General features: G+C 57.2%; 19 protein-coding genes, 1 pseudogene and 1 riboswitch. Of the genes and pseudogenes, 2 read left to right on the top strand and 18 right to left on the bottom strand.

Annotated elements, in window-relative coordinates:
- Positions 1-87: 87 nt before the first annotated feature.
- The 3 genes from scpA to Q4B98_RS00215 all read right to left on the bottom strand — a co-directional run bounded on the left by scpA (position 88) and on the right by Q4B98_RS00215 (position 5624).
- Complete coding sequence (gene scpA / locus Q4B98_RS00225) at positions 88-2280, bottom strand: methylmalonyl-CoA mutase (protein ID WP_303194603.1); 2193 nt, start codon at positions 2278-2280, stop codon at positions 88-90.
- Positions 2277-4187: a methylmalonyl-CoA mutase small subunit gene (gene mutA / locus Q4B98_RS00220; RefSeq protein ID WP_303194602.1), complete on the bottom strand. Its 1911-nt coding sequence runs from the start codon at positions 4185-4187 to the stop codon at positions 2277-2279. The genes scpA and mutA overlap by 4 nt, the downstream gene beginning before the upstream one ends.
- A 79-nt stretch (positions 4188-4266) precedes the next feature.
- A riboswitch (cobalamin riboswitch) is annotated at positions 4267-4519 on the bottom strand.
- A 142-nt stretch (positions 4520-4661) separates the two neighbouring features.
- Positions 4662-5624: an alpha/beta fold hydrolase gene (locus Q4B98_RS00215; RefSeq protein ID WP_303194600.1), complete on the bottom strand. Its 963-nt coding sequence runs from the start codon at positions 5622-5624 to the stop codon at positions 4662-4664.
- A gap of 160 nt (positions 5625-5784) precedes the next feature.
- On the opposite strand from Q4B98_RS00215, the gene Q4B98_RS00210 reads away from it, so the two are divergent.
- The gene (locus Q4B98_RS00210) at positions 5785-6951 is read left to right on the top strand and encodes a nucleotide sugar dehydrogenase (RefSeq protein WP_303194598.1); all 1167 of its coding nucleotides are present in this window, start codon (positions 5785-5787) and stop codon (positions 6949-6951) included.
- On the opposite strand, the gene Q4B98_RS00205 is transcribed toward Q4B98_RS00210, so the two are convergent.
- From Q4B98_RS00205 to Q4B98_RS00180, 6 genes are all read right to left on the bottom strand, one after another.
- On the bottom strand, positions 6948-8183 hold the full coding sequence (locus tag Q4B98_RS00205) for an alpha-amylase family protein (RefSeq protein ID WP_303195513.1): 1236 nt from the start codon (positions 8181-8183) through the stop codon (positions 6948-6950). The two genes, Q4B98_RS00210 and Q4B98_RS00205, sit on opposite strands and share 4 nt — an antisense overlap.
- Before the next feature lie 49 nt (positions 8184-8232).
- Positions 8233-9657 carry an amino acid permease gene (locus tag Q4B98_RS00200; protein WP_303194597.1) on the bottom strand — a complete coding sequence of 475 codons (1425 nt, stop codon included), beginning with the start codon at positions 9655-9657 and terminating at the stop codon, positions 8233-8235.
- A 157-nt stretch (positions 9658-9814) separates the two neighbouring features.
- Positions 9815-10318, bottom strand: coding sequence for a thiol peroxidase (gene tpx / locus Q4B98_RS00195; protein WP_303194595.1), 504 nt, complete (start codon positions 10316-10318; stop codon positions 9815-9817).
- Between the two features lie 51 nt (positions 10319-10369).
- Entirely contained in the window at positions 10370-11338 is a 969-nt protein-coding gene (locus Q4B98_RS00190; protein ID WP_303194593.1) for an aldo/keto reductase, read from the bottom strand.
- Between the two features lie 24 nt (positions 11339-11362).
- Positions 11363-11881 (bottom strand): glycine cleavage system protein R, encoded by a 519-nt coding sequence (locus Q4B98_RS00185; protein WP_303194591.1) that lies wholly within the window; start codon positions 11879-11881, stop codon positions 11363-11365.
- Between the two features lie 23 nt (positions 11882-11904).
- The gene (locus Q4B98_RS00180) at positions 11905-12567 is read right to left on the bottom strand and encodes a peptidyl-tRNA hydrolase (protein ID WP_303195510.1); all 663 of its coding nucleotides are present in this window, start codon (positions 12565-12567) and stop codon (positions 11905-11907) included.
- Between the two features lie 116 nt (positions 12568-12683).
- Between Q4B98_RS00180 and Q4B98_RS00175 the strand changes: the two genes are divergently transcribed.
- On the top strand, positions 12684-13286 hold the full coding sequence (locus Q4B98_RS00175) for an HAD-IA family hydrolase (protein ID WP_303194589.1): 603 nt from the start codon (positions 12684-12686) through the stop codon (positions 13284-13286).
- Positions 13287-13710: 424 nt separating this feature from the next.
- Here the strand turns inward: Q4B98_RS00175 and Q4B98_RS10490 are convergent, their stop codons facing one another.
- The 9 genes and pseudogenes from Q4B98_RS10490 to Q4B98_RS00135 all read right to left on the bottom strand — a co-directional run bounded on the left by Q4B98_RS10490 (position 13711) and on the right by Q4B98_RS00135 (position 21300).
- On the bottom strand, positions 13711-13947 hold the full coding sequence (locus Q4B98_RS10490; RefSeq protein ID WP_368492287.1) for a 3-methyl-2-oxobutanoate hydroxymethyltransferase: 237 nt from the start codon (positions 13945-13947) through the stop codon (positions 13711-13713).
- 45 nt (positions 13948-13992) lie between these two features.
- Complete coding sequence (locus Q4B98_RS00170) at positions 13993-14859, bottom strand: Rossmann-like and DUF2520 domain-containing protein (RefSeq protein ID WP_303194587.1); 867 nt, start codon at positions 14857-14859, stop codon at positions 13993-13995.
- 213 nt (positions 14860-15072) lie between these two features.
- Positions 15073-16317 (bottom strand): arginine deiminase, encoded by a 1245-nt coding sequence (locus Q4B98_RS00165; RefSeq protein WP_303194585.1) that lies wholly within the window; start codon positions 16315-16317, stop codon positions 15073-15075.
- Positions 16318-16719: 402 nt separating this feature from the next.
- A pseudogene (locus Q4B98_RS00160) lies at positions 16720-17280 on the bottom strand (transposase); the annotation flags it as partial.
- Positions 17281-17426: 146 nt separating this feature from the next.
- Positions 17427-18092, bottom strand: coding sequence for a gamma-glutamyl-gamma-aminobutyrate hydrolase family protein (locus tag Q4B98_RS00155; protein WP_303194584.1), 666 nt, complete (start codon positions 18090-18092; stop codon positions 17427-17429).
- 13 nt (positions 18093-18105) lie between these two features.
- Positions 18106-18843, bottom strand: coding sequence for an amino acid ABC transporter ATP-binding protein (locus Q4B98_RS00150; RefSeq protein WP_303194583.1), 738 nt, complete (start codon positions 18841-18843; stop codon positions 18106-18108).
- Entirely contained in the window at positions 18831-19667 is an 837-nt protein-coding gene (locus tag Q4B98_RS00145; RefSeq protein ID WP_303194582.1) for an amino acid ABC transporter permease, read from the bottom strand. Before Q4B98_RS00145 ends, Q4B98_RS00150 begins: the two co-directional genes overlap by 13 nt.
- Complete coding sequence (locus tag Q4B98_RS00140) at positions 19664-20323, bottom strand: amino acid ABC transporter permease (RefSeq protein ID WP_303194581.1); 660 nt, start codon at positions 20321-20323, stop codon at positions 19664-19666. The genes Q4B98_RS00145 and Q4B98_RS00140 overlap by 4 nt, the downstream gene beginning before the upstream one ends.
- 8 nt (positions 20324-20331) lie before the next feature.
- The gene (locus Q4B98_RS00135; RefSeq protein ID WP_303194579.1) at positions 20332-21300 is read right to left on the bottom strand and encodes a glutamate ABC transporter substrate-binding protein; all 969 of its coding nucleotides are present in this window, start codon (positions 21298-21300) and stop codon (positions 20332-20334) included.
- Between the last annotated feature and the right edge of the window lie 172 nt (positions 21301-21472).

The following is a 21472-nucleotide window of genomic DNA, read 5'->3' as shown; positions in this document are numbered from 1 at the left end:
TGGTTTTTCGGGCTTGAATGGCGTCGACCCCCGGAACCGCACCGGGCTCCAGGGGCCAACGCTTCAGTTTTGTCGAGCTGTCCAGACTCAGTCGTCGTCGTTTTGAGCAGCGAGCAGTTTCTCCATGAGTTCGACGGCAGCGTCAGGAATGACAGTGCCAGGCGGGTAGATGGCGGCTGCGCCGTCATCCTTGAGCTCCTGGAAGTCCTGGGTCGGGATGACGCCACCGACAACGATCATGATGTCAGAGCGGCCCAGCTTATCCAGTTCCTTACGCAGGGCCGGAACCAAGGTGAGGTGTCCGGCGGCCAAGGAGGAGACACCGACGACGTGGACGTCGCCCTCAACCGCCTGCCGAGCGGTCTCCTCAGGGGTCTGGAACAACGGACCGACATCGACGTCCATACCGAGGTCAGCGTATGCGGTCGCGACGACCTTCTGGCCACGATCGTGACCATCCTGGCCCATCTTCGCGATCATGATGCGCGGACGACGGCCTTCCTTCTCCTCGAACTGCTTGATGAGTTCGTGGACCTTCTTCGTCGATTCAGTGTTTCCGGCTGCCTTGCTGTACACACCCTCAATGGTACGGATTTGAGCGGTGTAGCGCCCGAAGACCTTCTCCAATGCGTCGGACATCTCACCGACGGAGGCATCCGCGCGACCGGCGTCAATGCACAGCTTGAGCAAGTTGCGGTCAGGATCAGTCGGGTCAGGGTTGGCAGCAGCCCAGGTAAGTTTCTCCAGGGCAGCCTGGCAGGCCTCCTCGTCACGGTTGGCGCGAAGCTGCTCGAGCTTGGCCTTCTGCTCCTTGAGCACCTGGGTGTTGTCAACCTTGAGGACCTCGAGAGGCTCCTCTTCATCGAGACGGTACTTGTTGACGCCGATGAGGGGCTGACGGCCAGAGTCGATACGAGCCTGAGTACGAGCAGCGGCCTCTTCGATACGCATCTTCGGGATGCCCTTCTCGATGGCCTTGGCCATACCACCAGCCTTCTCGACCTCCTGGATGTGAGCCCAGGCCTTGCGAGCCAGTTCGAGAGTGAGCTTCTCGACGTAGGCAGAACCGCTCCACGGATCGATGACGCGGCAGGTGCCCGACTCCTGCTGAATGAACAGCTGGGTGTTTCGGGCAATGCGCGCGGAGAAGTCGGTCGGCAGGGCAATGGCCTCGTCGAGGGAGTTGGTGTGCAGAGACTGGGTGTGTCCCTGGGTGGCTGCCATAGCTTCCACGCAGGTACGAACGACGTTGTTGTAGACGTCCTGGGCGGTCAGCGACCAGCCCGAGGTCTGCGAGTGAGTACGCAGGCTCATGGACTTCGGGTTCTTCGGTCCGAACTGGTTGACCAGCTTGGCCCACAACATACGGGCCGCGCGCATCTTGGCGACCTCCATGAAGAAGTTGGTGCCAATGGCCCAGAAGAACGACAGCCGCGGTGCGAACTGGTCGACCTGCAGACCCACCGACTCTCCAGCGCGGATGTAGTCAACACCGTCGGCCAAGGTGTAGGCCATCTCGATGTCGGCTGTCGCACCGGCCTCCTGCATGTGGTAGCCAGAAATCGAAATGGAGTTCCACTTCGGCATATTCGCACTGGTGTAGGCGAAGATGTCGGAGATGATCCGCATCGAGGGCTGCGGCGGGTAGATGTACGTGTTACGAACCATGAACTCTTTGAGGATGTCGTTCTGGATCGTTCCGGCGAGCTGCTCGGGCTTGGCACCCTGCTCCTCGGCGGTCACAACGTACAGGGCGAGAATCGGCAGCACAGCGCCATTCATCGTCATGGACACCGACATGCGGTCCAGCGGGATACCCGCAAAGAGCTCACGCATGTCCAAGATGGAGTCCACGGCCACACCAGCCATGCCGACGTCGCCGGGAACACGCGGGTTGTCAGAGTCGTAGCCGCGGTGGGTCGGCAGGTCGAAGGCGACCGACAGACCCTTCTGACCAGCGGCCAGGTTACGACGGTAGAACGCGTTGGACTCCTTGGCGGTGGAGAATCCGGCGTACTGACGAATCGTCCACGGACGGAAGGCGTACATCGTCGCGTATGGGCCATGGGTGAACGGCGGCATACCGGCATAGGTGTCGAGCCAATCCATGTCGGCGTAGACATCCTCGGAGTACAGATGGCCAACCGGAATCTGTTCCGGAGTGGTCCAGGGCTTCTGCTCGCCAGCGGCGGCGGCCAGCTTGGCGAACTGCTCCTGTGCATCTGCGGGAACCGCAGTGTCTCCGAGGTTGATGGAATCGAAACGAGGCAGGGTGGTCACTTGGCAACTCCCAACGTGTCCAGAGTGGCGGTCAGGACGTCCACGACGTCCATCCCAAGGTAGATGCGACCGTCGATGACCTTCTCAGCCTCGGCGGCGTCATCACCAAATTCCTTGAAGGCACCAGACAAGTAGACCAGCTTGGCGCCAGCCTCCTTGAGGGCCTTAGCGACCTCGAGGCCCTGGGCCGCGTAGGTCTTGGCATTCGAGCACAGGTCAGCGACCTCGGCACCGGATTCCTTAAAGGCCTTGACGACCTCTTCGGTGGTGCCTCCCTCGCACTCAGGGGTATCCATACCGGCGACGTGCCACACCGGGGCGGAGAATCCTTCTCGGGGGCCGAAGTCACGACGGGTTCCCAGGCAGGCCAGGAAGACCTTTGGACGCTCGGAGCAGGTCGCAGAACGGTCAACGAGGGCCTCAAAGACCTCGGCATCGCGGTGCCACTCCAGACCCTTGCGGTCGACGGCTTCAGGGTAGGGCTTGGTCTCAACGGTCTTAGCACCAAGCAGCGGGAACTCGCTGACAGCAGTAATCGGCTGCTTACGAGTAGCCAGACGCTTGGCGCGCTCGGCATTGACCTTGTCAAGCTCGGTGCGCACGTGGTCACCGGTCAGCGCAGCTGCCATGCCGCCAGCGGCCTCGACAGTCTGGAATTCGGCCCAAGCGGCCTCGCCCAGCTTCTTGGTCAAGGCCTCGACATAGAACGAACCACCAGCCGGATCGTTGGCCCGACCAATGTTGGACTCCTCAGCGAGGATGATGCCGGTGTTACGGGCGATACGACGCGAGAAATCGCTCTTCGGCAAGCCGATAGCGGCGTCGAAGGGCAACGTCGTAATGGCCTCTGCACCGCCTACAGCGGCACCAAAGGTCGAGATCGTGCCACGCAAAATGTTGACGTAGGGGTCGTCACGGGTCAGCTCACGCCAGCTGGTGACGGCCTCCTGACGAGCACCGCGCTTGGCGGCTGGCACGTCAAACACCTCGCCGACGCGGTTCCAGAGGGTACGCAGGGCACGCAGACGGCTGATCGTCAGGAACTGGTCGTGGGTGGCGGAGACCCGGAAGTTAATGGCGTCGAAGGCCTGCTCGGCCGTCAGCCCCTGCTCGATGAGAGCGCGAACGTACTCAACACCGGTGGCAATGGCCCAAGCAAGCTCATGCACGTCGCCAGCACCAGCATTGTGGTAGATCGTGGCGTCAACAACGAAAGCACGGGAATTCTTGTACTTGTCAATCTTCTTGACCCACTCGGCCATGCCTGACAGATCCGGGGTGCCACCGTTGAGGGCAGCAAAGCCGATCGGATCCAGACCAAGATTGAACGACAATTTATCCGGCTCGATCTTGGAATCGGCGTAAACCTTGAGGAGGGCATCAGCAGCTGCCTCTTGGTCGTCCCGGCTGGAAACCTCGACCTTGGCCAAGTCCAGCAGCACGTCCTTGAGGTCGCCGGCGATGTCCTCGGGCTTGATGGCGTCGGCACCGACGCGCAGCCAAAGGGACGTCACGCCACGCTCGAGATCAGCGATGACGGCCTTCTTGGTGAACTCGACATCGGGATCCTCGTGAAGGGCTCGAACGTCCCATGCGTCCATGCTCCCGTCACGAATCGTGGTGCCACGAGTGAAGGGCGGCACCCCCGGAGCGCCGAGCTTCTCAGGGGCATCCTGACGCCGATACATCGGCTCGATCTGGATGCCATCGACCGTCGTCGGCTCGAGGCGCTTCATTGCCTGCTCGATGTTGAGTTCCTTGCCCTCGGGACGTCCCCGGTTCAAGACCTTGAGGACTGCGTCCTCCCACTGCTCGTGGGTGACCTTCGGGAAGTCCCCGGCCAGGCTCAACTCCTCGGGCATCCGGTCCTCAATGGACTCAGATGCGAGGTTGTCAGGATCAGTCATTCGTCAGACTCCTGCTCCGCTGTGGATGGTTGGACGACCTCGGTCGGCCCTCGAGACCTCGGACGCTGCGGTACACGCACGATGCACCACACCCTGTGGCAGGTATTCGGACTCGTGGGCACCTCGTCTGCCGACGAGTCCTACGTCACCGCTTCCCAGGCCGAAACCCAGTGCTTGATCGCCACCCATCCGATTCGAGAACCGGCTGGCCGACGATGGTGATGTCGTTCCCACTCACCGCTGCGGGGCAGTTCCGGAATTTCACCGGATTCCCTCTTACCGCCTCAAAACCCCACGCGGGATTTCTCGGCACCAGCACCTACGATACTAGGCCGCGCACAATCGACATGGCACAACGGGTCAAATAACTGCACGCTTGTGCATTAGCGCCGTGGACCAGTTGTTCCCGTGCCTGGGTTCCCGCACCTTTCTCACTACGCCTTAATGAGGGTTGCCTTAATTAGTGTGCCCTTATCATCGTGCCTTGCGATCCGGCACGGCCCGAGGCCGGTCAGCGACGGTATCAATCCAGTCACGCAAATGAGCGTGAACCTGCCGACGGTTGACCTCGTTGAGGATCTCATGCCGCGCCCCCGGGTAGACGACGAGATCGACCTCACGAGACCCGGAGCCGCGCAGCTGACGCGCCACTCGACGCACTCCCCGCCCAGAATCTCCCACCGGGTCCTTGGCCCCCGACATCAACAGGATGGGCAGTGCAGGAGGCGTCGCTCGGAAAATCTCAGTGGAATTGGCGAGTTCGATCAGCCGGACGAGTTCGCGGTAGAACGCCGCAGTGTACACAAAACCGCACAGCGGGTCATCGATGTACTCATCAACGACCCGAACATCCCGGGACAACCAGTCATACCCCGTGCGGGTGGGTTGGAATGCTCGGTTGAAAGAGCCGAAAGACAGGGTGTTGAGCAACGGGCTACGAGAATCCTCACCCAACATGAGTACCTGGGCCTGGGCCAGCACGGTGGCAACCATGCTCAACGGCCCAAGCGAAGAACCGGTGCCGATGATGACTAAACCGGTCATTTCACGACCTCGACGAGCAGCCAGGATTCGGGTCAGGAACGATCCCATCGAGTGCCCGACAAGGAACCACGGTTTCCCCTCCACCTCAGCCAAGAAGTAATCAGCGACCGCAGAGAGATCGTCAAGCAGCTGGTGGTAGCCGCGATCAGACGTTGTCCCGAGCTCACCTGTGGCAGCGGCGCGCGGTCCATGGCCACGGTGGTCGTTCGCCACAACCAGCCAGCCGTCATCTGCCAACACCCGGGCTACCTCGTCATAACGGGCGGCATACTCGGCCATGCCGTGACACAGCTGCACTAGTCCTTTGACAGACCGATCCGGAGCTATCTGCGGACGCCAGACAAGAACGTCAATATCGGCTCCGTCGTCGGCGGTAATTGTGATGGTGTCCATGAATCCTCCCAGGTCGTGGTTCCAGCATATTGAGGTTCCAGAACGGGCCGCCGGCAGGCTTTGTGTTGCCAGTCGTGGTGTTGGAGAGTTAGGCGCGGCATGTCACCGTCTCGTAAGGTCGCCGCTCTAGACTCGTGAACATCTGCTGAAAGGACCTCGCGTGAAGATCGCCGTCGCAGGACTGGGTTATGTCGGCATGGCTAATGCCGTATTGCTCGCCCAGCACAACAGTGTCGTCGCCATCGACATCGACGCCGAAAGGGTCGACATGGTCAACAACGGGCACACGACCATCGTCGATCCTCTCATTGAGGAGTATCTGGCCCACCACGACGTAGATCTGAAAGCCACCACTGACCCACATGAGGCATATAACGACGCTGATTTCGTTGTGATAGCCACCCCGACGAATTACGACCCTGACCAAAACTATTTCGACACCTCAAGCGTCAATGGAGTGCTCGACCTGGTTCAGCAGATCGCCCCCCAGGCGACAATCGTCATCAAATCGACGATTCCGGTGGGCTTCGTCGAGGGGGTTCGCAAGGAGCGACCCGAGCTCGACGTCATCTTCTCCCCTGAGTTCCTGCGAGAAGGCAAGGCCCTCTACGACAACCTTCATCCCTCGCGAATCGTCGTCGGAGCGAATTCGGCAAAGGCTCGCCTCTTCGCCGATCTCATGGCTGCCGGAGCCGTCGACGCCGACATCCCCGTTCTCTTTGTCGGAGCCACCGAAGCAGAGGCCATCAAACTCTTCGCCAACACCTACCTGGCGATGCGGGTTTCTTTCTTCAATGAGTTGGACACCTATGCCTCTCAGCGCGGGCTATCCACTCGTCAGGTCATTGATGGGGTGTGTCTAGACCCGCGCATCGGCAACCACTACAACAACCCCTCCTTCGGCTATGGCGGCTACTGCCTACCCAAGGACACCCGTCAGCTGCTGGCCAACTACCAGGATGTTCCGCAGACCCTCATACAGGCCATCGTCGATTCAAACACGGTGCGCAAGGACTTCATCGCTTCCGACATCATCGCCAAGGACCCGAAACGAGTGGGAATCTTCCGGCTCGTCATGAAGGCGGGGTCGGACAACTTCCGCTCCTCGTCAATCCAAGGCGTCATGAAACGTATCAAGGCCAAGGGTATCGAGGTCGTCGTCTACGAGCCGACCTTCGAAGGGGATGAGTTCTTCCACTCGAAAGTCACCAAAGACCTTGACGCCTTCAAAACCGACTGCGATGTCATCATCGCCAACCGCATGGCTCCCGAGCTGAGCGATGTTGCCGACAAGGTCTACACGCGAGACCTCTTCGGCGGAGACTAGCCTCGGCTGGACCAGATAATCTGGCCGGCCTCTCGGACCAAGGCCGAGCAGCCATCACGTACATCCAGCTCGACGACGAGAGGCTCCACCCCCGGAACTGCGCTGCGGTAAACGTACCGCTCGTTGGTGAGGTCAAGCGGCTCGGTGCGAGCGTCGACGAGCCAGGGATGACGTCGACGCAGACCCAGCAAGTCCTGATGAGCACGCAGCGTCTCGGCACCAAGGCCTGACAGGTTGGCCGGAGTAGCTGGAAAGACCGGACGGATATCGTCGTCGCCTCCAAACCTCTCCTCTTTGATACCGCGATATGCCAGCTCATCCCCGTAATAGATGAATGGGACCCCGCCGACGGTGGCGAGGATCGCGGTCGCCACTACCGCACCATCCTCCCCCACTTTCGAGGCAATGCGGGTGACGTCATGGTTACCAACGAAGGTCATCGGGGTGAAAGCGGCGCAGAACTCATTGTGACGGCCCAGGGCATGGTCCAGTTCGAAGAAGTTACGAGATTCGATAGCGGACCAGATCGCCTTCCACAGTTCGTACTGGGTCAGGGAGTCCATCCCGGACGCCTTAATGATTCCTGGGTAGTCGCCATGGATGACTTCACCAAAGATCCACACATCGGGGTGGTTCTTACGCACCATGGGCAGGACTGTGGCCCAGAACTCTGACGTGACGCAGTAGGCAGCGTCCAGACGCCAGCCGTCCACGCCACGATCACACCAGTAGTTCATCACCCGAGCGACAAGATCCCGCACTACCGGGTTGTCATGATTGAGGGCTACGAGATCGCTGTGCCCCTCGAAGACGTCAAGCTGACCGTCCTGCCAGCGAACCATACGTCCTACATCAGAGTTTGGGCCGCCCGCCAGGGCAGCCTTCACGAGCTGGTTTTGACTCGATACGTGGTTGAACACCCCGTCAAGAAGCACCGACAGACCACGTGAATGGGCGGATCGAACCAGATGGTTGAAGTCGGTCTCGTCGCCAAGGCGGGGATCAATGGAGAAGTAATCCAAAGTGTCATAACCGTGGCTGGCTGAGGCGAACACCGGCCCCAGGGCCAAGCCAGAGCACCCGAGAGCAACCGCGTGATCGAGCCAGGCCTCCAGATGTCCAAGCCGGTGACACACCTCGTCAGATTCGAGCTTCTTAGGGGCTCCCACGAATCCCAAGGGGTAGACGTGCCAGCCGATGAGGTAATCGACCCATCCGGGGCGTCGAATCATCATGCCCTCATTCTTGTCACACCCGTTCGACTGTAACCCTCTCATCATGTCAGTCGAGGTCGAGGTTTGCGGTAGAAAGGTCTGCTCGAGGAGCCTTGGTAACGATCTTGTGGCCAAGCCACAGCGCTAGGAAGACCGGGATCGTGACGTATGCGACAATCATCCCGGTGACATCACCGCTGAGGACCGCGTCACGTCCCTGCCCCAAGGTGACGATCACGCACAGTAGCCCTGCGACGATTGGCCCAGCCGGGTACCAGCGCGCCCGATATGGCAACTCGGACAGCTCGTGTCCCTGCACGAGGAAAGCGCGTCGGAACTGAATGTGAGATATCGCAATTCCAATCCACGCGATGAATCCACACAATCCGGAGACATTAACCAACCAGGTGTATGCCTGTCCCGATCCCACCAAGGATGTTGCGAAGCACGCTGCCCCGACGAGGGTCGTCACGATGAGGGCCGGAACCGGAACGCCATGCCGGTTAGTGGTACCGAGGATTCTGGGAGCTTTGCCCTCTCGAGCCAGGGCGTAAAGCATTCGAGTGGACGCATAGAGGCCGGAATTTCCCGCCGAAAGCACCGAGGTGAGGATGACGGCATTCATGACGGCGGCAGCCGCAGCCACACCGGCTCGCTTCAGCACTAGGGCGAAGGGGCTGACGGCGACGTCGGTCACCTCGCCGGCCAGCAAGTTCGGGTCGGTATATGGCAGCAGCAGTCCGATGACCGCGATTGCCCCGATATAGAAAATCATGATTCGCCAGAAGATCTGCCTGGTGGCCTTGGGGACGACCGTGTTCGGATCCTTCGACTCCCCCGCTGCAATTCCGATGAGTTCAGTGCCCTGGAAGGAGAATCCGGCGATGAGAAAGACCGTCATAATACCGCCGAACCCATTGACAAAGGGGGCGTCGCCGTGCCGCCAGTTGGAGAGTCCAGGAGAATCGCCCATGATTCCGGCAATCATGAGAATGCCGAGAACCAGAAAGACGAGGACTGCAGCCACCTTGATGATGGCGAACCAGAACTCTCCCTCGCCGTAGGCCCGCGCGGACAACACATTGAGCACGAACAACAGTGCCAAGAATCCAGCTGACCATATCCAGGCCGAAACATTCGGCCACCAATAGGCCATCACTATCGAGGCGGCAACGAGCTCAGCAGCCACCGTGATAGCCCAGTTGAACCAGTAATTCCAGCCCAGTGCGAAGCCGAAGGACGGGGAGACGAAACGGGTGGCGTAGGTCTCGAAGGCGCCCGGCACCGGGAGGTAGGAACTCATCTCCCCCAACGACTGCATAAGGAGGAAGACCATGAGTCCCATGGCCAGGTATGCGACGAGGGCACCGCCCGGCCCGGCCTGGGAGATGGTGGCACCGGATGCCAAGAAAAGGCCGGTACCAATAGCGCCGCCGATTGCGATCATGTTCATGTGACGCGAGGAGAGTCCGCGCTTCAATTCGCCGTCCATGGTGGTCCTCAGATAGGAGAGTCCGCCCTTCCGGACGAGACTTTTGTCACTGTACCGCCCTCGGATACGTCCCGTTACGCATACTCCGTATCCTGATATGGGGCATAAAACAGGGCGCCCCGGTAGATCCGGGACGCCCCCAAGACCCAGCTATAAATCAGGCCTTCTTGGCGGCCTCAAGAGCGGTGTCGTAATCGGGCTCAGTCGTGATCTCGTCGACCAGCTGGGTGTATGCCACCTTTCCCTGACCGTCAGCAACAACGACTGCACGAGCCAACAGGCCCTTCATCGGCCCGTCAGCGAGGGCGACGCCGAGATCCTTGCCGAAGTCGGAGCGAAAAGCCGAAGCAACGACGACATTCTCAATGCCTTCGGCACCACAGAACCGAGCCTGGGCAAAGGGAAGGTCGCGAGAAACACACAACACGGTCGTGTCGTCGAGTCCGGCGGCCTTCTGGTTAAAGGTGCGCACGCTCTGGGCGCAGACACCAGTATCGACGCTCGGGAAGATGTTAAGAACGAGCTTCTTGCCCTTGAACTCGTCGCTGGTCAGCTCTGACAGATCAGCCTTGACAAGGTTGAACGACGGAAGATCAGATCCGACCTGTGGCAGATCGGCGACGGTGTTGACGGTTTGTCCCTTAAAAGCAGTAGTGGCCATAATCACACTCTATGCGGATGAGAGCAGCGACCACGACAGTCTGGACGCCTTTCAGTCCCGAGTGAACAGCTCCGACGCCGCATCCAGGGCACGGACTTCGTCATGGGATAACGCCAGATCGGTGGCGGCCAGCAGTGGACCCAGTTGATCGACGGTGCGCGCCGAAGCGATGGGTGCGGTAACCCCCTTGGCCATCAGCCATGCCAAAGAAACCGACGCCACCTCAACGCCGTGATGTCCGGCGATCTCTCGTAGCCGATCGAGGACCGCAAACGCCGCCTGCTCGTGCTCGCCGTCAGGCAAATACCTCGCAATCATGGATTCCCGAGCGACACCGTGAAGATCCTCTCGAGTGGCGTACTTGCCAGTCAGGAAGCCTGACGCCAGGGAGAAGTACGGGAACAGGGCCAGGTTGTACTCGCTGGCAAGCTGACCGTACCCTTGAGGGTCCTCGACGTCCGCGCGATGCAGCAGGTTGTATTGAGGTTGCAGGGCTACCGGTCTCGCAAGCCCCTCGTGCTCAGCTACCTCGAACCACTTTTGTTCCCGGGCCACCGAGAAGTTCGAAAGGCCGACCCACCGGACCTTGCCAGCCTTGACGAGCTTGTCAAAAGCAGCCGCCATGTCCTCGATCTGCTGGGTGTCATCGTCGTAATGGGCATAGTAGAGGTCAATATGATCGGTATGAAGTCGGGCCAAAGAGGCGTCAACTGCAGCCGAGATGTTCTCCGGAGATAGACCTTTGAACTCGGGATGGGTAGACACCTTGGTAGCGATGAGGATGTCGTCCCGGCTGCCACCCTTCTCCAGCCACGAGCCGATGATCTTCTCAGATTCACCTCCGGCATTCCCCTCAGCCCAGTGGGAATAACCGTCGGCAGTGTCAACCAACGATCCCCCACCGCCGACAAAGGCGTCCAGGATGGCGTGAGAGTCGTGCTCATTAGCAGTCCAGCCAAAAGTGTTGGCTCCCAGTACCAGCGGCTTGATGTCCAGGTCAGTGCCAGAGATACGAATCATGAGGCCTCCTCGTCGGCCCCGAGATCAGGAACGATCAATGAGATCGATGTCGACCATGATCTCGGTGGCAATGGATTCCAGTTCCGAGCGTAGGTCCTCAAGGGTCGTCGCGTTCGTAATCCGGCATTGCGCCCGGGCTTCAAAGAGAATGCCATCGCCCATCGGTGCCTCGCGAAGCCCTGTGGACAGGTCGTCAATGGTGACACCGAGACGGGCCATCGTGGCCGCCACCTTGTGAATGATTCCAGGGTGGTCGTGACCGACGAGATTGACCACGAGAATCGCTTCGTTCTGGTCACCGTGCGGACTGGTATCGGTAACGGTAACTTTCAGGCCCTTGACCTCAAGGGTTCCGAGGTCGGCTTTGAGGCGCTCAACCTTCGACTCGTCGATATCAACAAGAACAATTCCCGCGAAAGCGCCGGCGAGCCGTGCCATCCGGCTATCAAGCCAGTTGCCATCGTGACTGGCGACAATTTCAGAAAGGTCAGAAACAAGTCCGGCGCGGTCCGCGCCGACCGCGGTCAGAAGAAGCTGAGACATGGCACGATTCTACGTGACCAGGATCACCACCGTGCCCGAGTCGTCGCAGTGGGGCCGTTGAACTCGGTAAATCCGGCGTCCACGACCCTCACACGGGCCACGTCCGCATCCCAGTGCTCGACCGTTGGAGTGACGACACGAACGCGGAAACCGTCGCGACGCCACTGCTCCAAGGCACGTCGATCATCGTCGCTGCCAGTAGTCATCGCCTCATGAGCAAGCTGGGCCGCGTGGCCGCACTGAGCGCAGGCCTTGCCAGTCGTCATCTCGATTCGGGGATTGATCTCGATGGTGACGACGGCATCCTCGGTAGCCGACTGGCCATCAGCAGGAAGGTTGGTGCCGGCAACCTGGAGCTTGTCGATTTGTTTGGGCTGCGGATGGACGGGAGCCGGAACAAATGCCCGCACCATCGCCGGACCGGTTTCGGGAGCCGCACCTGCGGGTGGTTCTTGGGTGACAGTTATACCGTCGAGGGCTTGTACGTCGTGCCACCGTTTTCCCGAAGCCCGACGAACTATCTTGCGAATACGCTTGTCAGACCAATGTTGAACAGCATCGTGCCATGGGCCTCCCGGTGCCGTCCGGGGGTCGTCGAGGAGAAAGACGACGGCGCGGGCAGCTGCCTCACAAGCATCCGCCTGACGAGCTGGATGGGTTTTGTCGCGAAGCAGTACCAGTTGCATCGCCCATGGGTCGGGTTCATGCTCGGGTGTGGTCACTCGTGGCAGGTTACCCGCTACCTGCTGTCACCGACGAGGACACTCGGCATTGACAACAGGTATCTGGAAGACTCGATGACGTGAGGAGCGTTATTTGGGACATGGGAGGAACACTGGTCGACACCTACCCAGAGGTCGACCGGACCCTTGCGGGCGTCGTGTGGTCTGAACCAACCGAGGAACAGTTGTCCGAAGTGGCTCAGCTGAGATCGGAATCGATCGCTCACGCCATCGAGGTGTTGGCTATGCGTTACGACATCCCCTCCGAGCTACTTGACGACGCCTACGCCTTATTGAAAAAGAAGTGGGTACACGATCCTGCCCCGCTCATGGCTGGAGCAGCTGAGGTCATGGCGGCCGTGCGCCGAGGGGGCGGCCTGAATCTGGTGGCGACTCATCGTGATCGCACCAGCGCTGAGAATCTCTTCCACGCCCTCGGGGTTCAGGTGGACGACCTGGTATGTGCCCCGGACGGTTTCGCTCGCAAGCCAGACCCCCAGATGAACAAGATCCTCATGGAACGCCACGGACTGAATCCATCCGACGTCATTGCCGTGGGTGATCGCCCCATTGACATTGACGCCGCACAGGCGGCTGGGATAAAGGCCATCCTCCTATCCAACCAACCACATCCGGGAGTAGATACCGTCCCAGAACTCATCCACTTGCTGGCCTACCTGTGACGCCTACTTCGTTAACCGGCCACGGCAACTGCGCTGACTGGAAAACCGCACTTGATCGTCAACACCAAGACTCTCAGCACGCAGCTGCGCCACCTTTGCACAGTTACGCCACCATTGCACGGTGGACCCCGGAAACCGTCGGCAACCTCCGCCACCATTGCGCACCTGCCACGTACAAACCCGGCGCAACTGCACAAAACTGGCGCAGCCAAATCCAGCAATAGCGACTGTCCATACTCAAAGACGTCAACAGAGTCCAGCTTCCAGCAGCGAACTACTATCACACCCTTCCACCCCAGACCCGTTGATAGCCTCGACGAGTTCGTTACCAGTACGGGACCGATCAACATAGCCCCAGAATGTCACCAACCCGGCCTGCTCAATCCACTCACCACGATGGGCACACAATAAATAAGAGACTCACTCACCGCGCTACATATCTACTCAGCCTGAATACAGTCAAGATCACGATAGGCAGCAACAAGACATCCCCATCCCCACCACCCTCTACACCCAGAATTACAATGAACCCGATTACCGAAATCGTAGAATCGTATCCCAGCATCACCATCCCGAGAAGATCTCGAACGCGGAACGTATCGATCCCTGCTTGATCGAACAATTTCTCAGTGGAATAATCATATGCAGTCACCATCGAGATCTTTGCCGTTGTCCTTCATGTGTTGTACGGTGCGCACCGTCGTCGTCATTCCACTCCCTCCAAAACCTGCTTCATATCTTCATAAGATCTGCCAGGGTGACGCACCTCTGCAAGTCTTATGATTTCTCGCGTCACTGTGATGTACGTAGCCTTCTTCTCTTGGTCTAAGGCGCGTAGATGCTCTTTAACAGTCTCGACGTCGTGGCGCTCGACTGGCCCCGTAAGCGCCTCGCATGCCCCCACGTCAAAAATGTTCTTCATGTTTGCAACTGCCAGGGGTTCTAATGCGGCAAGAGCCGCCTTGTCACTAAAACCGCATTCCTTGAGAAGCCCTGTAGCCTGATTCATGAGACCGACGACAAGATTTGACGCAAAGACGCTTGCTGCATGATATTTCGTCTTGTCGTTGCTTTTCAGTTTCACGATGCGATTTGGGCACATCGATAGCAACTCCATGATAGCGTCAATGCGCTCTTCGTTTCCTTCGATGCTAAAAACTGCCTTCGCTAGGTCATCATATGCGGTTTCGGTGCTTTTAAACGGAAACATCGGATGGACGGAATAGCCATATGCCCCGGTTTCTTCAATTCCGCAGAAAACCGTTGCCGACAGAGATCCGCTACAATGACAAATCAGCTTTCCCTGTATCGGATATGATTTGACGTGCTCCCAGGCCGTACTGATCGCATCGTCTGGTACTGTCAAAAACAGAACATCACTCTCAGCTACTGCCGCGTCGAGCGACGTTACATATCTAATCTGAGCGCTTTTACCCGCTGCTTTGGTGCGTGTATAGCAACATGTGACTGCTATCTTGTTACGCACAAAGTAATTATAGAGAGAACAGCCTACTTTTCCGGCTCCAACAAATCCCACCTTCATGCATCCACCACCTGCTTTCTGGCGTGCCACGTTCTATGTTAACCTAATCTACCGGCTTCGTAAGCTGTGCATACCAAGACTCTTTTCAAACACACCAAACGAGCTATTAAATAAGTAATGCGACAGTCGCGATAAGGAGCTGCACGGCTTTTGTGGACGGTTTGTGATTAAAACCACCGTCGAAACTCCTTTCGCGGCGCGATTTCCATGAAACATGGCCCCCATTCACATTCACAACATCAGTCAGTAATCCACGGGGTCCCGAGTAATCGGGCATGTCATGCAATGACCTCCACCTCGCCCACGCCCCAGCTCGGCAGCTTGAATCTCGATGACCTCCACACCGGCTTTCGCAAGCAGACTATTCGTCTCGACGTTGCGGTCATATCCGATGACAACACCGGGTTCAAGCGCCACCACATTGTTACCGTCATCCCACTGTTCCCGTTGAGCCCCCCAACGATCGCCACCCGTCTCAACAGTGCGCAATTCATCAAGCCCGAGGCACTCGGCGACGATAGCAGTGAAGTGACGATCGTCGACCCGCACCGAGAAGCCTGCTTCCTGGCTGCTTGGCTCTAACACCAAAGCGGTGATGGCATCGACAACTGGCTTATACAGGGTCACCATGTCGACATCACAGAAACTAAACACGGTGTCCAGGTGCATGGAAGCTCGGTCTGGTGCCATGGCTGCGACGACAATTCTGCGCGCGACACCGTGGACGAACAGAGATCGCGCCAGCTGGGTAATCGCCTGCCATGAGGACCGCTCACCCATCCCAATAAGGACTGTGTCATGACCAATCGGCATAATGTCGCCGCCTTCAAGGAACGACATTCCGTAATCACACTCGGCATAGCCGTACCAATACTCAAAATCACGGGTCGTGAAAGCGGGATGGTAACTGTAAATGGCATTAGCCAGAACCGTTTCGTGCCGGCGAGCCGGCCAGCGCATGGGGTTGAGGGTGACTCCGCCATAGATCCACGCCGAGGTGTCACGGGTGAACTGTGTGTTGGGCAGTGGAGGGAGGAGGAATTGATTCTCGTCACGCGCCTTGATGAGAGCACCCAGAATGTGCTTTCGCCTGTCGTCCGGCACCTCTCCGTACGTCACTCCGCCAATGAGATGTTCGGCGAGGGTGTCCGAAGGCATGTTATCGAGCCAGTCACGAACATCCTTGTCAATACCCAGACCTACCGCATTGGGAGACAATTTGCGATCAAGTATCCACGAACGCCCCTCGGCAATGTCGAGCACCTCAGCCAACAATGTGTGCATTTCGCGAACGACAACGCCGCGCTTTCTCATTTTATCGACGAAATTACGATGGTCCTCCTGTGCCTTTTCCACCCACAGGACATCGTCGAAAAGAAACTCTCTACAATTGCTTGGAGTGAGCCGACGATGAGCGAGACGCGGCTCGCACACCATAACTTCGCGCAGTTTTCCTACTTCAGACCATACACCAATTGACGTCGCCATTGTAATCCTCCGCAATCGGGAACCATGTCTCCCTCATCACCAACACGCAACTGACATTGTTCGCATATGCCCACGATACAACACAATCTGCAACAGGTATCAATGACTGCTCAGTAGAAAATGCAACTACAGCAAATCAGCTCATCGCAAAAGAGGGTGCAGGGGACGACGGTGTAGCGATTGGGGGTTCCCCCGTCATACAGTTTCGCCAGTCTTGTACAGCTGCGCCACATCTGCACGGTGCACCCCTGAAACCGTCGACAACCTGCGCCACATTTGTACACCTGCGCCGTGCAAACCTGACGCGATTGAATCCAGGAGAGCGGCTGTTCATAAATGGGGATGCTGATGAGGTCCAGCATCCACCAGTGATCGAAAGTGTCGTGCCCAAGATTATCCCAACCCCAACGCGGTGCCGCGTAGGTGTTGTTGATGGCTTCGGTGGGCCCGTTACTGGTGCGGGGCCGATCAAAGTAGGCCAGGATGTCGTCGGCCCGCCGTCTCAACATGCGTCCTAGAGTGACGAGTTCACTCAACACGGCGGGAACACCACCAGACAGGGGAGGCGATCACCCCTGCGAGAACCTTTTCCGTGTGCGCGGTCCGGGTGGCGGTAGGCGGCAACAATACGCTGGTAGACACTCCAGGTGGCTTCCACTTCGACGTGGGCATCACCAGCAAACAGGTGTTCCAGGCGTGCCTGTGGGCGGGGTATGAGAAGGTCAGCCCCTGTGTGGCGAGTGCGGCGGGCACTGTAGAGCAGATCACCTGCACGTCCCCGGTGACCGTGGAGGTGTTGTTGAACCTGGCACCGGTCTAGGGCCTCCCCGGCTAACCGGACCACATGGAACGAATCCATCACTATGGTTCCATCACTGTGGTCGCTTCGGGTATGTCCTCGGCTGCAGCAGTTGTGTAGCCGGTGAACCTGTCGGTGGCGGCCACTTCGATACCCTCGCGCCAGGGGTGCGGGCGGGCGGCAGGTGGTCTACCACAACCCCTGTTAAGGCCCAACCCAGCCCGACCCACGACATCATGGCCCGTGCCGGTGCAACCGCAGCCATGTTGTCACGCCACAGGCGCCCACACTCTCGTTGGTGATAAACCACTTAAGCCGAGCACAGGTCCTTAATGAAATACTGGAACACGCGAGTCCCATCACCCATGTCGGGACGGGCATACCCACCTCTCATCCGTTCCGGATGCCACTGAGTTCCGATAACGGGGAGCCTCTTGTGCTGCACGGCCTCGATCACGTTATCGTCACTCCACTGCACCGGAACGCAGCCATCCCCAAGGTCACGAATCGCCTGATGGTGAGCACTGTTGACTCTCACCATTTGAGGGTATATCGATGAGAGGAAACTATGCGCCTTGATAGAAGTGCCGTGAATGCGATCACCATGAGGTGTCCCCGTGTGTATTTCCCTGTTAATATCCTGCTGCAAAGAACCACCCAGGAATACGACAAGTAGCTGCATACCGCGACAGATACCAAACAACGGTAGACCCTGACGAAGTGTCTGGTCAATGACCTCCAACTCGTAGGAGTCATTGGCGTCATTCACGTCTTCGGCTGCCACGTTTTCCTGACCATACCGCACCGGGTTGATGTCAGATCCGCCCGGAATCACAACACCGTCGAGCGTCGGCAACAGCTCTTTATAGCTCGTTGGGGTGAGCGTTACAGGTTGCGCAGCACAGGCCCGTACGGCATTGTGGTATTCCCTCGAAAGCAGAACGCCTTCACCACCAACAATACCAATTCTTTTCATATCCTTTTAATCACTACTGCCCGTGTCGAGTTGATTGGATAAACTCTGCTGCGCGTTGTGTCTCGGGTGCCGTAAAGAACTTCTCTGCTGAAGAAGTCTCGACGATGCGCCCGTCATCCATAAAGACCACGCGATCAGCCACTCGGCGTGCAAAGCTCATCTCATGCGTAACGATCAGCATCGTCATTCCATTGCGCGCCAAATCAGCGATCACGTCCAAAACTTCGTTTACCATTTCTGGGTCAAGCGCGCTGGTCGGTTCATCAAACAGTATCGCCGTTGGATGCATCGCCAGTGCTCGTGCAATAGCTACGCGCTGCTGCTGTCCGCCCGACAACTGTGCAGGAACTTTGTGCGCTTGGTCTCTGACGCCTACCCGATCCAACAGATGCAACGCTTCAGCTCGAGCCTGTTTCTTCGACCGGTGGAGCACGTCGATCGGAGCAATCGTGACGTTCTCCAAGACGGTCTTATGCGCAAACAAATTGAATTGTTGAAAGACCATGCCCACCTGGGCGCGCACCTGCGATAGCTCTTTACCTTCTTGAGGGAGGGACTCACCCTGTATGAGGATAGTTCCCGAATCAATTGTCTCTAACCGGTTGATAGACCGGCACAGAGTTGATTTCCCGGACCCAGACGGACCAATGACAGCAACGACTTCCCCAGCTTCAACGCTCAGATCAACATCCTTAAGGACATGATGGGAGCCAAAATGCTTATTGACGCCACGTAACTCTATGACTGCCATATCATCTCCTTATGCTGTCCGCGTCGTTTGCGCCGACTAACATATGTCGACAACTGATTGAGCGCGTAGTTAATCAGAATATAGATGACTGCTGCTACGAGATATACCGGCAGCAGAGCGTCGTAGTTCGATATAAGCACCTTGGAATTTTGCATGAGATCCGGGAAGCTAACGATGTATGCGAAAGTGCTGTCCTTGACCACAATCACCAGCTCGGAAATCAACGCTGGCGTAATCGAGCGTAACGCTTGCGGTAACACAATCTTGAAGAAAGTGCGATGTTCGGACATCCCCAAGCTCACCGCTGCTTCATGCTGCCCGCTTGGGACAGCATTAACACCCGACCGTAAAAGCTCAGCTATCACCCCAGCAGCAGAGATGGCAACCGGCAACGAGATATTGACTAAGGCTGGCAGTGACACGCCAAGGGTAGGTAAGACAAGAAAAAAGAAGTATATGAACAGCAGTGTAGGAACACCGCGTGTAAAATTAATCAGCGCAGTACTCACTACACGCAGGACAAGAGCCGAGCTTAACTTCGCCAGCATCAAAAGGAATCCGAACAGCGCACCACACAATCCGGCAACCACTGAAATCTCAAGGGTACCGAGGATACCTTGTCCTAGAAACTTCCATGTTGACACTCTGGCGAAAAAACTCCAGTAACGCCCATCTAGCTGACCTAGAGCATAAAAGCGATAAACAATATAAGCTGCAAGTACTACAAGTACCAACGCTGAGACCCAGGTAAACAGGATGATACGCCGACGCGTGCGAGGTCCGGGGTCTTGGTAAAGGACTGAAGCCAGTGGTGTTGCCGTCATCGCAGGATCCGTACCTTCCTGTCTATGATCGTCCCTACACGCGCTATAACTAACGCGGTAAGGCAGTAGAACAGAGCAGAAATGACGAATGCGGTTACACCGCCGACTGACCGCGAATTAATGAACGTGACGATACCGGTCAGATCAGGTGGATCGAGCGGGACCTGGGACGCGAGAGACGTTGTCAGCAGGGTGGCTATCGCCAAGTTCGTCAACGGAAGCACACTTGATCTGATTGCCTGGGGAATGACGATACGCCGGGCTATCTGATTAAACCGTAAGCCCATAGCATACGCCGCCTCTATTTCTCCCGGGCGGATCGTATTGATGCCTGCAAGTAAGTATTCAGAACAGAATGAAGCAGGGATGAGAATCGTTACCGCCAGTACACATGCGTAATACGACAAGACGATATCGAGATATGGCAATGCGTAGACGAATATAACCAAGAGGGATACTCCTGGAATATTTCGGAATACTTGCACATACAAGTTTCCCGCCCAGCGCAGGGGAGGAATCGGGCAAATCCGAATAACAGTAATTCCGCACCCAAGCAAGAAGGCTGCGACGAAAGCCACCACCGTTAGCTTCCATGTGGTAAGAACTGCAAGGAGGTAGTCTTTCCCATAGCTCTGAATGAGTTCCGTAACACTCATAATTGTCTTCAGCTGAGGCTTGGGGCTTCCGGTATTGTTGCGATTCCCGCACGATCACCTAAAGTAATCTTCCACAGCTCATCCCACACGCCTTCCTTTTCAATTTTCTTCAGGAAGTCATTGACAAACTCAACACCATCGCTATTGAGCGGGAGACCAATACCATAATTGTCATCTCCGCCGAACTGCTCACCCGCGATTTTGTATGCATTAGGATTCTTGACGATAGCGTTAAGCATGAGAGTGTAGTCAGTCACGTAAGCATCCACACGACGTTGTTCTAACGCGGTGCGCGCTTCCTGATCGGACGGAAACTCTTGTACCTTGGCATCCGGGGCAACCTTCGCGAGAATAGATGGGCCGGTCGATCCAGCTTGTGTAGCCACCTGTTTGCCTGCCAATGAATCAACACCGGTAATTTCATCATTACCAGCTCTAACTAAAACAGCCTGCTTGGAAGTGTAATACGGTCCAGCAAAAGAAATCACTTTCTTGCGTTCATCAGTGATCGAGTATGTAGCAAATACGGCATCAACTTGTTTGTTGGTAATAACCGATTCGCGCGTAGATGAATCTACCTGAGTGAGATCAACCGCATTCGGGTCACCCAGAATATACTTCGCGAGAAGCTGATAAAGGCCAGCGTCGAAACCACGCACAGAATTATCTGTCTCGTCGAGCTGGCTAAATAAGTATGATGTGCGTGTGCCACCGATGCGCAACTTCCCTGCATTCTTCACCTGTGTAGCCCACGTACTGGCAGCGATATCCTTGTCACTGGCCTTATCAATAGATCCCACGAGATTGTCGTAAGCGGTCTTATCAATGGCTGATTTTGTAGTTCCTGCCCCATTTCCATTGGCGGAGACGCCAGAAGAAGAACCCTTCGTCTGGTTCGACTCGCCCGTACCGCATGCAGAAAACCCGAAAGCAAGGGTAACAGTAGTTAGCGCGGCAACAATTCTAGTAAAATGCACGTGAATCCTTAGAAAGATGAAGTGACAGTTCGCACGCAGCGAGAGCACGTATTAGATAACTAGGCTCACCGACAACACATTCGCAGCGGACAAGGAGCTGACATCTCTGACTTCATGAGCTCCCTCCTCGTCCGTCTAGTTGTTGCGTGTGAATTGAGCCTATCGCAATCTA

Origin of the sequence: Cutibacterium sp., from assembly GCF_030525615.1 — a bacterium.
Taxonomy (GTDB): domain Bacteria; phylum Actinomycetota; class Actinomycetes; order Propionibacteriales; family Propionibacteriaceae; genus Cutibacterium.
Note: the sequence above shows the minus strand (reverse complement) of the source record. Positions and strands in the feature narration are given on the sequence as shown.

What these genes read in the sequence shown, in the direction of transcription:
- mutA (WP_303194602.1), bottom strand. Translation starts at nt 4,187, where the DNA reads ATGACTGATCCTGACAACCTCGCATCTGAGTCCATTGAGGACCGGATG.
- Q4B98_RS00215 (WP_303194600.1), bottom strand. Translation starts at nt 5,624, where the DNA reads ATGGACACCATCACAATTACCGCCGACGACGGAGCCGATATTGACGTT.
- Q4B98_RS00205 (WP_303195513.1), bottom strand. Translation starts at nt 8,183, where the DNA reads ATGATTCGACGCCCCGGATGGGTCGATTACCTCATCGGCTGGCACGTC.
- Q4B98_RS00200 (WP_303194597.1), bottom strand. Translation starts at nt 9,657, where the DNA reads ATGGACGGCGAATTGAAGCGCGGACTCTCCTCGCGTCACATGAACATG.
- tpx (WP_303194595.1), bottom strand. Translation starts at nt 10,318, where the DNA reads ATGGCCACTACTGCTTTTAAGGGACAAACCGTCAACACCGTCGCCGAT.
- Q4B98_RS00190 (WP_303194593.1), bottom strand. Translation starts at nt 11,338, where the DNA reads ATGATTCGTATCTCTGGCACTGACCTGGACATCAAGCCGCTGGTACTG.
- Q4B98_RS00185 (WP_303194591.1), bottom strand. Translation starts at nt 11,881, where the DNA reads ATGTCTCAGCTTCTTCTGACCGCGGTCGGCGCGGACCGCGCCGGACTT.
- Q4B98_RS00180 (WP_303195510.1), bottom strand. Translation starts at nt 12,567, where the DNA reads ATGCAACTGGTACTGCTTCGCGACAAAACCCATCCAGCTCGTCAGGCG.
- Q4B98_RS00165 (WP_303194585.1), bottom strand. Translation starts at nt 16,317, where the DNA reads ATGGCGACGTCAATTGGTGTATGGTCTGAAGTAGGAAAACTGCGCGAA.
- Q4B98_RS00155 (WP_303194584.1), bottom strand. Translation starts at nt 18,092, where the DNA reads ATGAAAAGAATTGGTATTGTTGGTGGTGAAGGCGTTCTGCTTTCGAGG.
- Q4B98_RS00150 (WP_303194583.1), bottom strand. Translation starts at nt 18,843, where the DNA reads ATGGCAGTCATAGAGTTACGTGGCGTCAATAAGCATTTTGGCTCCCAT.
- Q4B98_RS00145 (WP_303194582.1), bottom strand. Translation starts at nt 19,667, where the DNA reads ATGACGGCAACACCACTGGCTTCAGTCCTTTACCAAGACCCCGGACCT.
- Q4B98_RS00140 (WP_303194581.1), bottom strand. Translation starts at nt 20,323, where the DNA reads ATGAGTGTTACGGAACTCATTCAGAGCTATGGGAAAGACTACCTCCTT.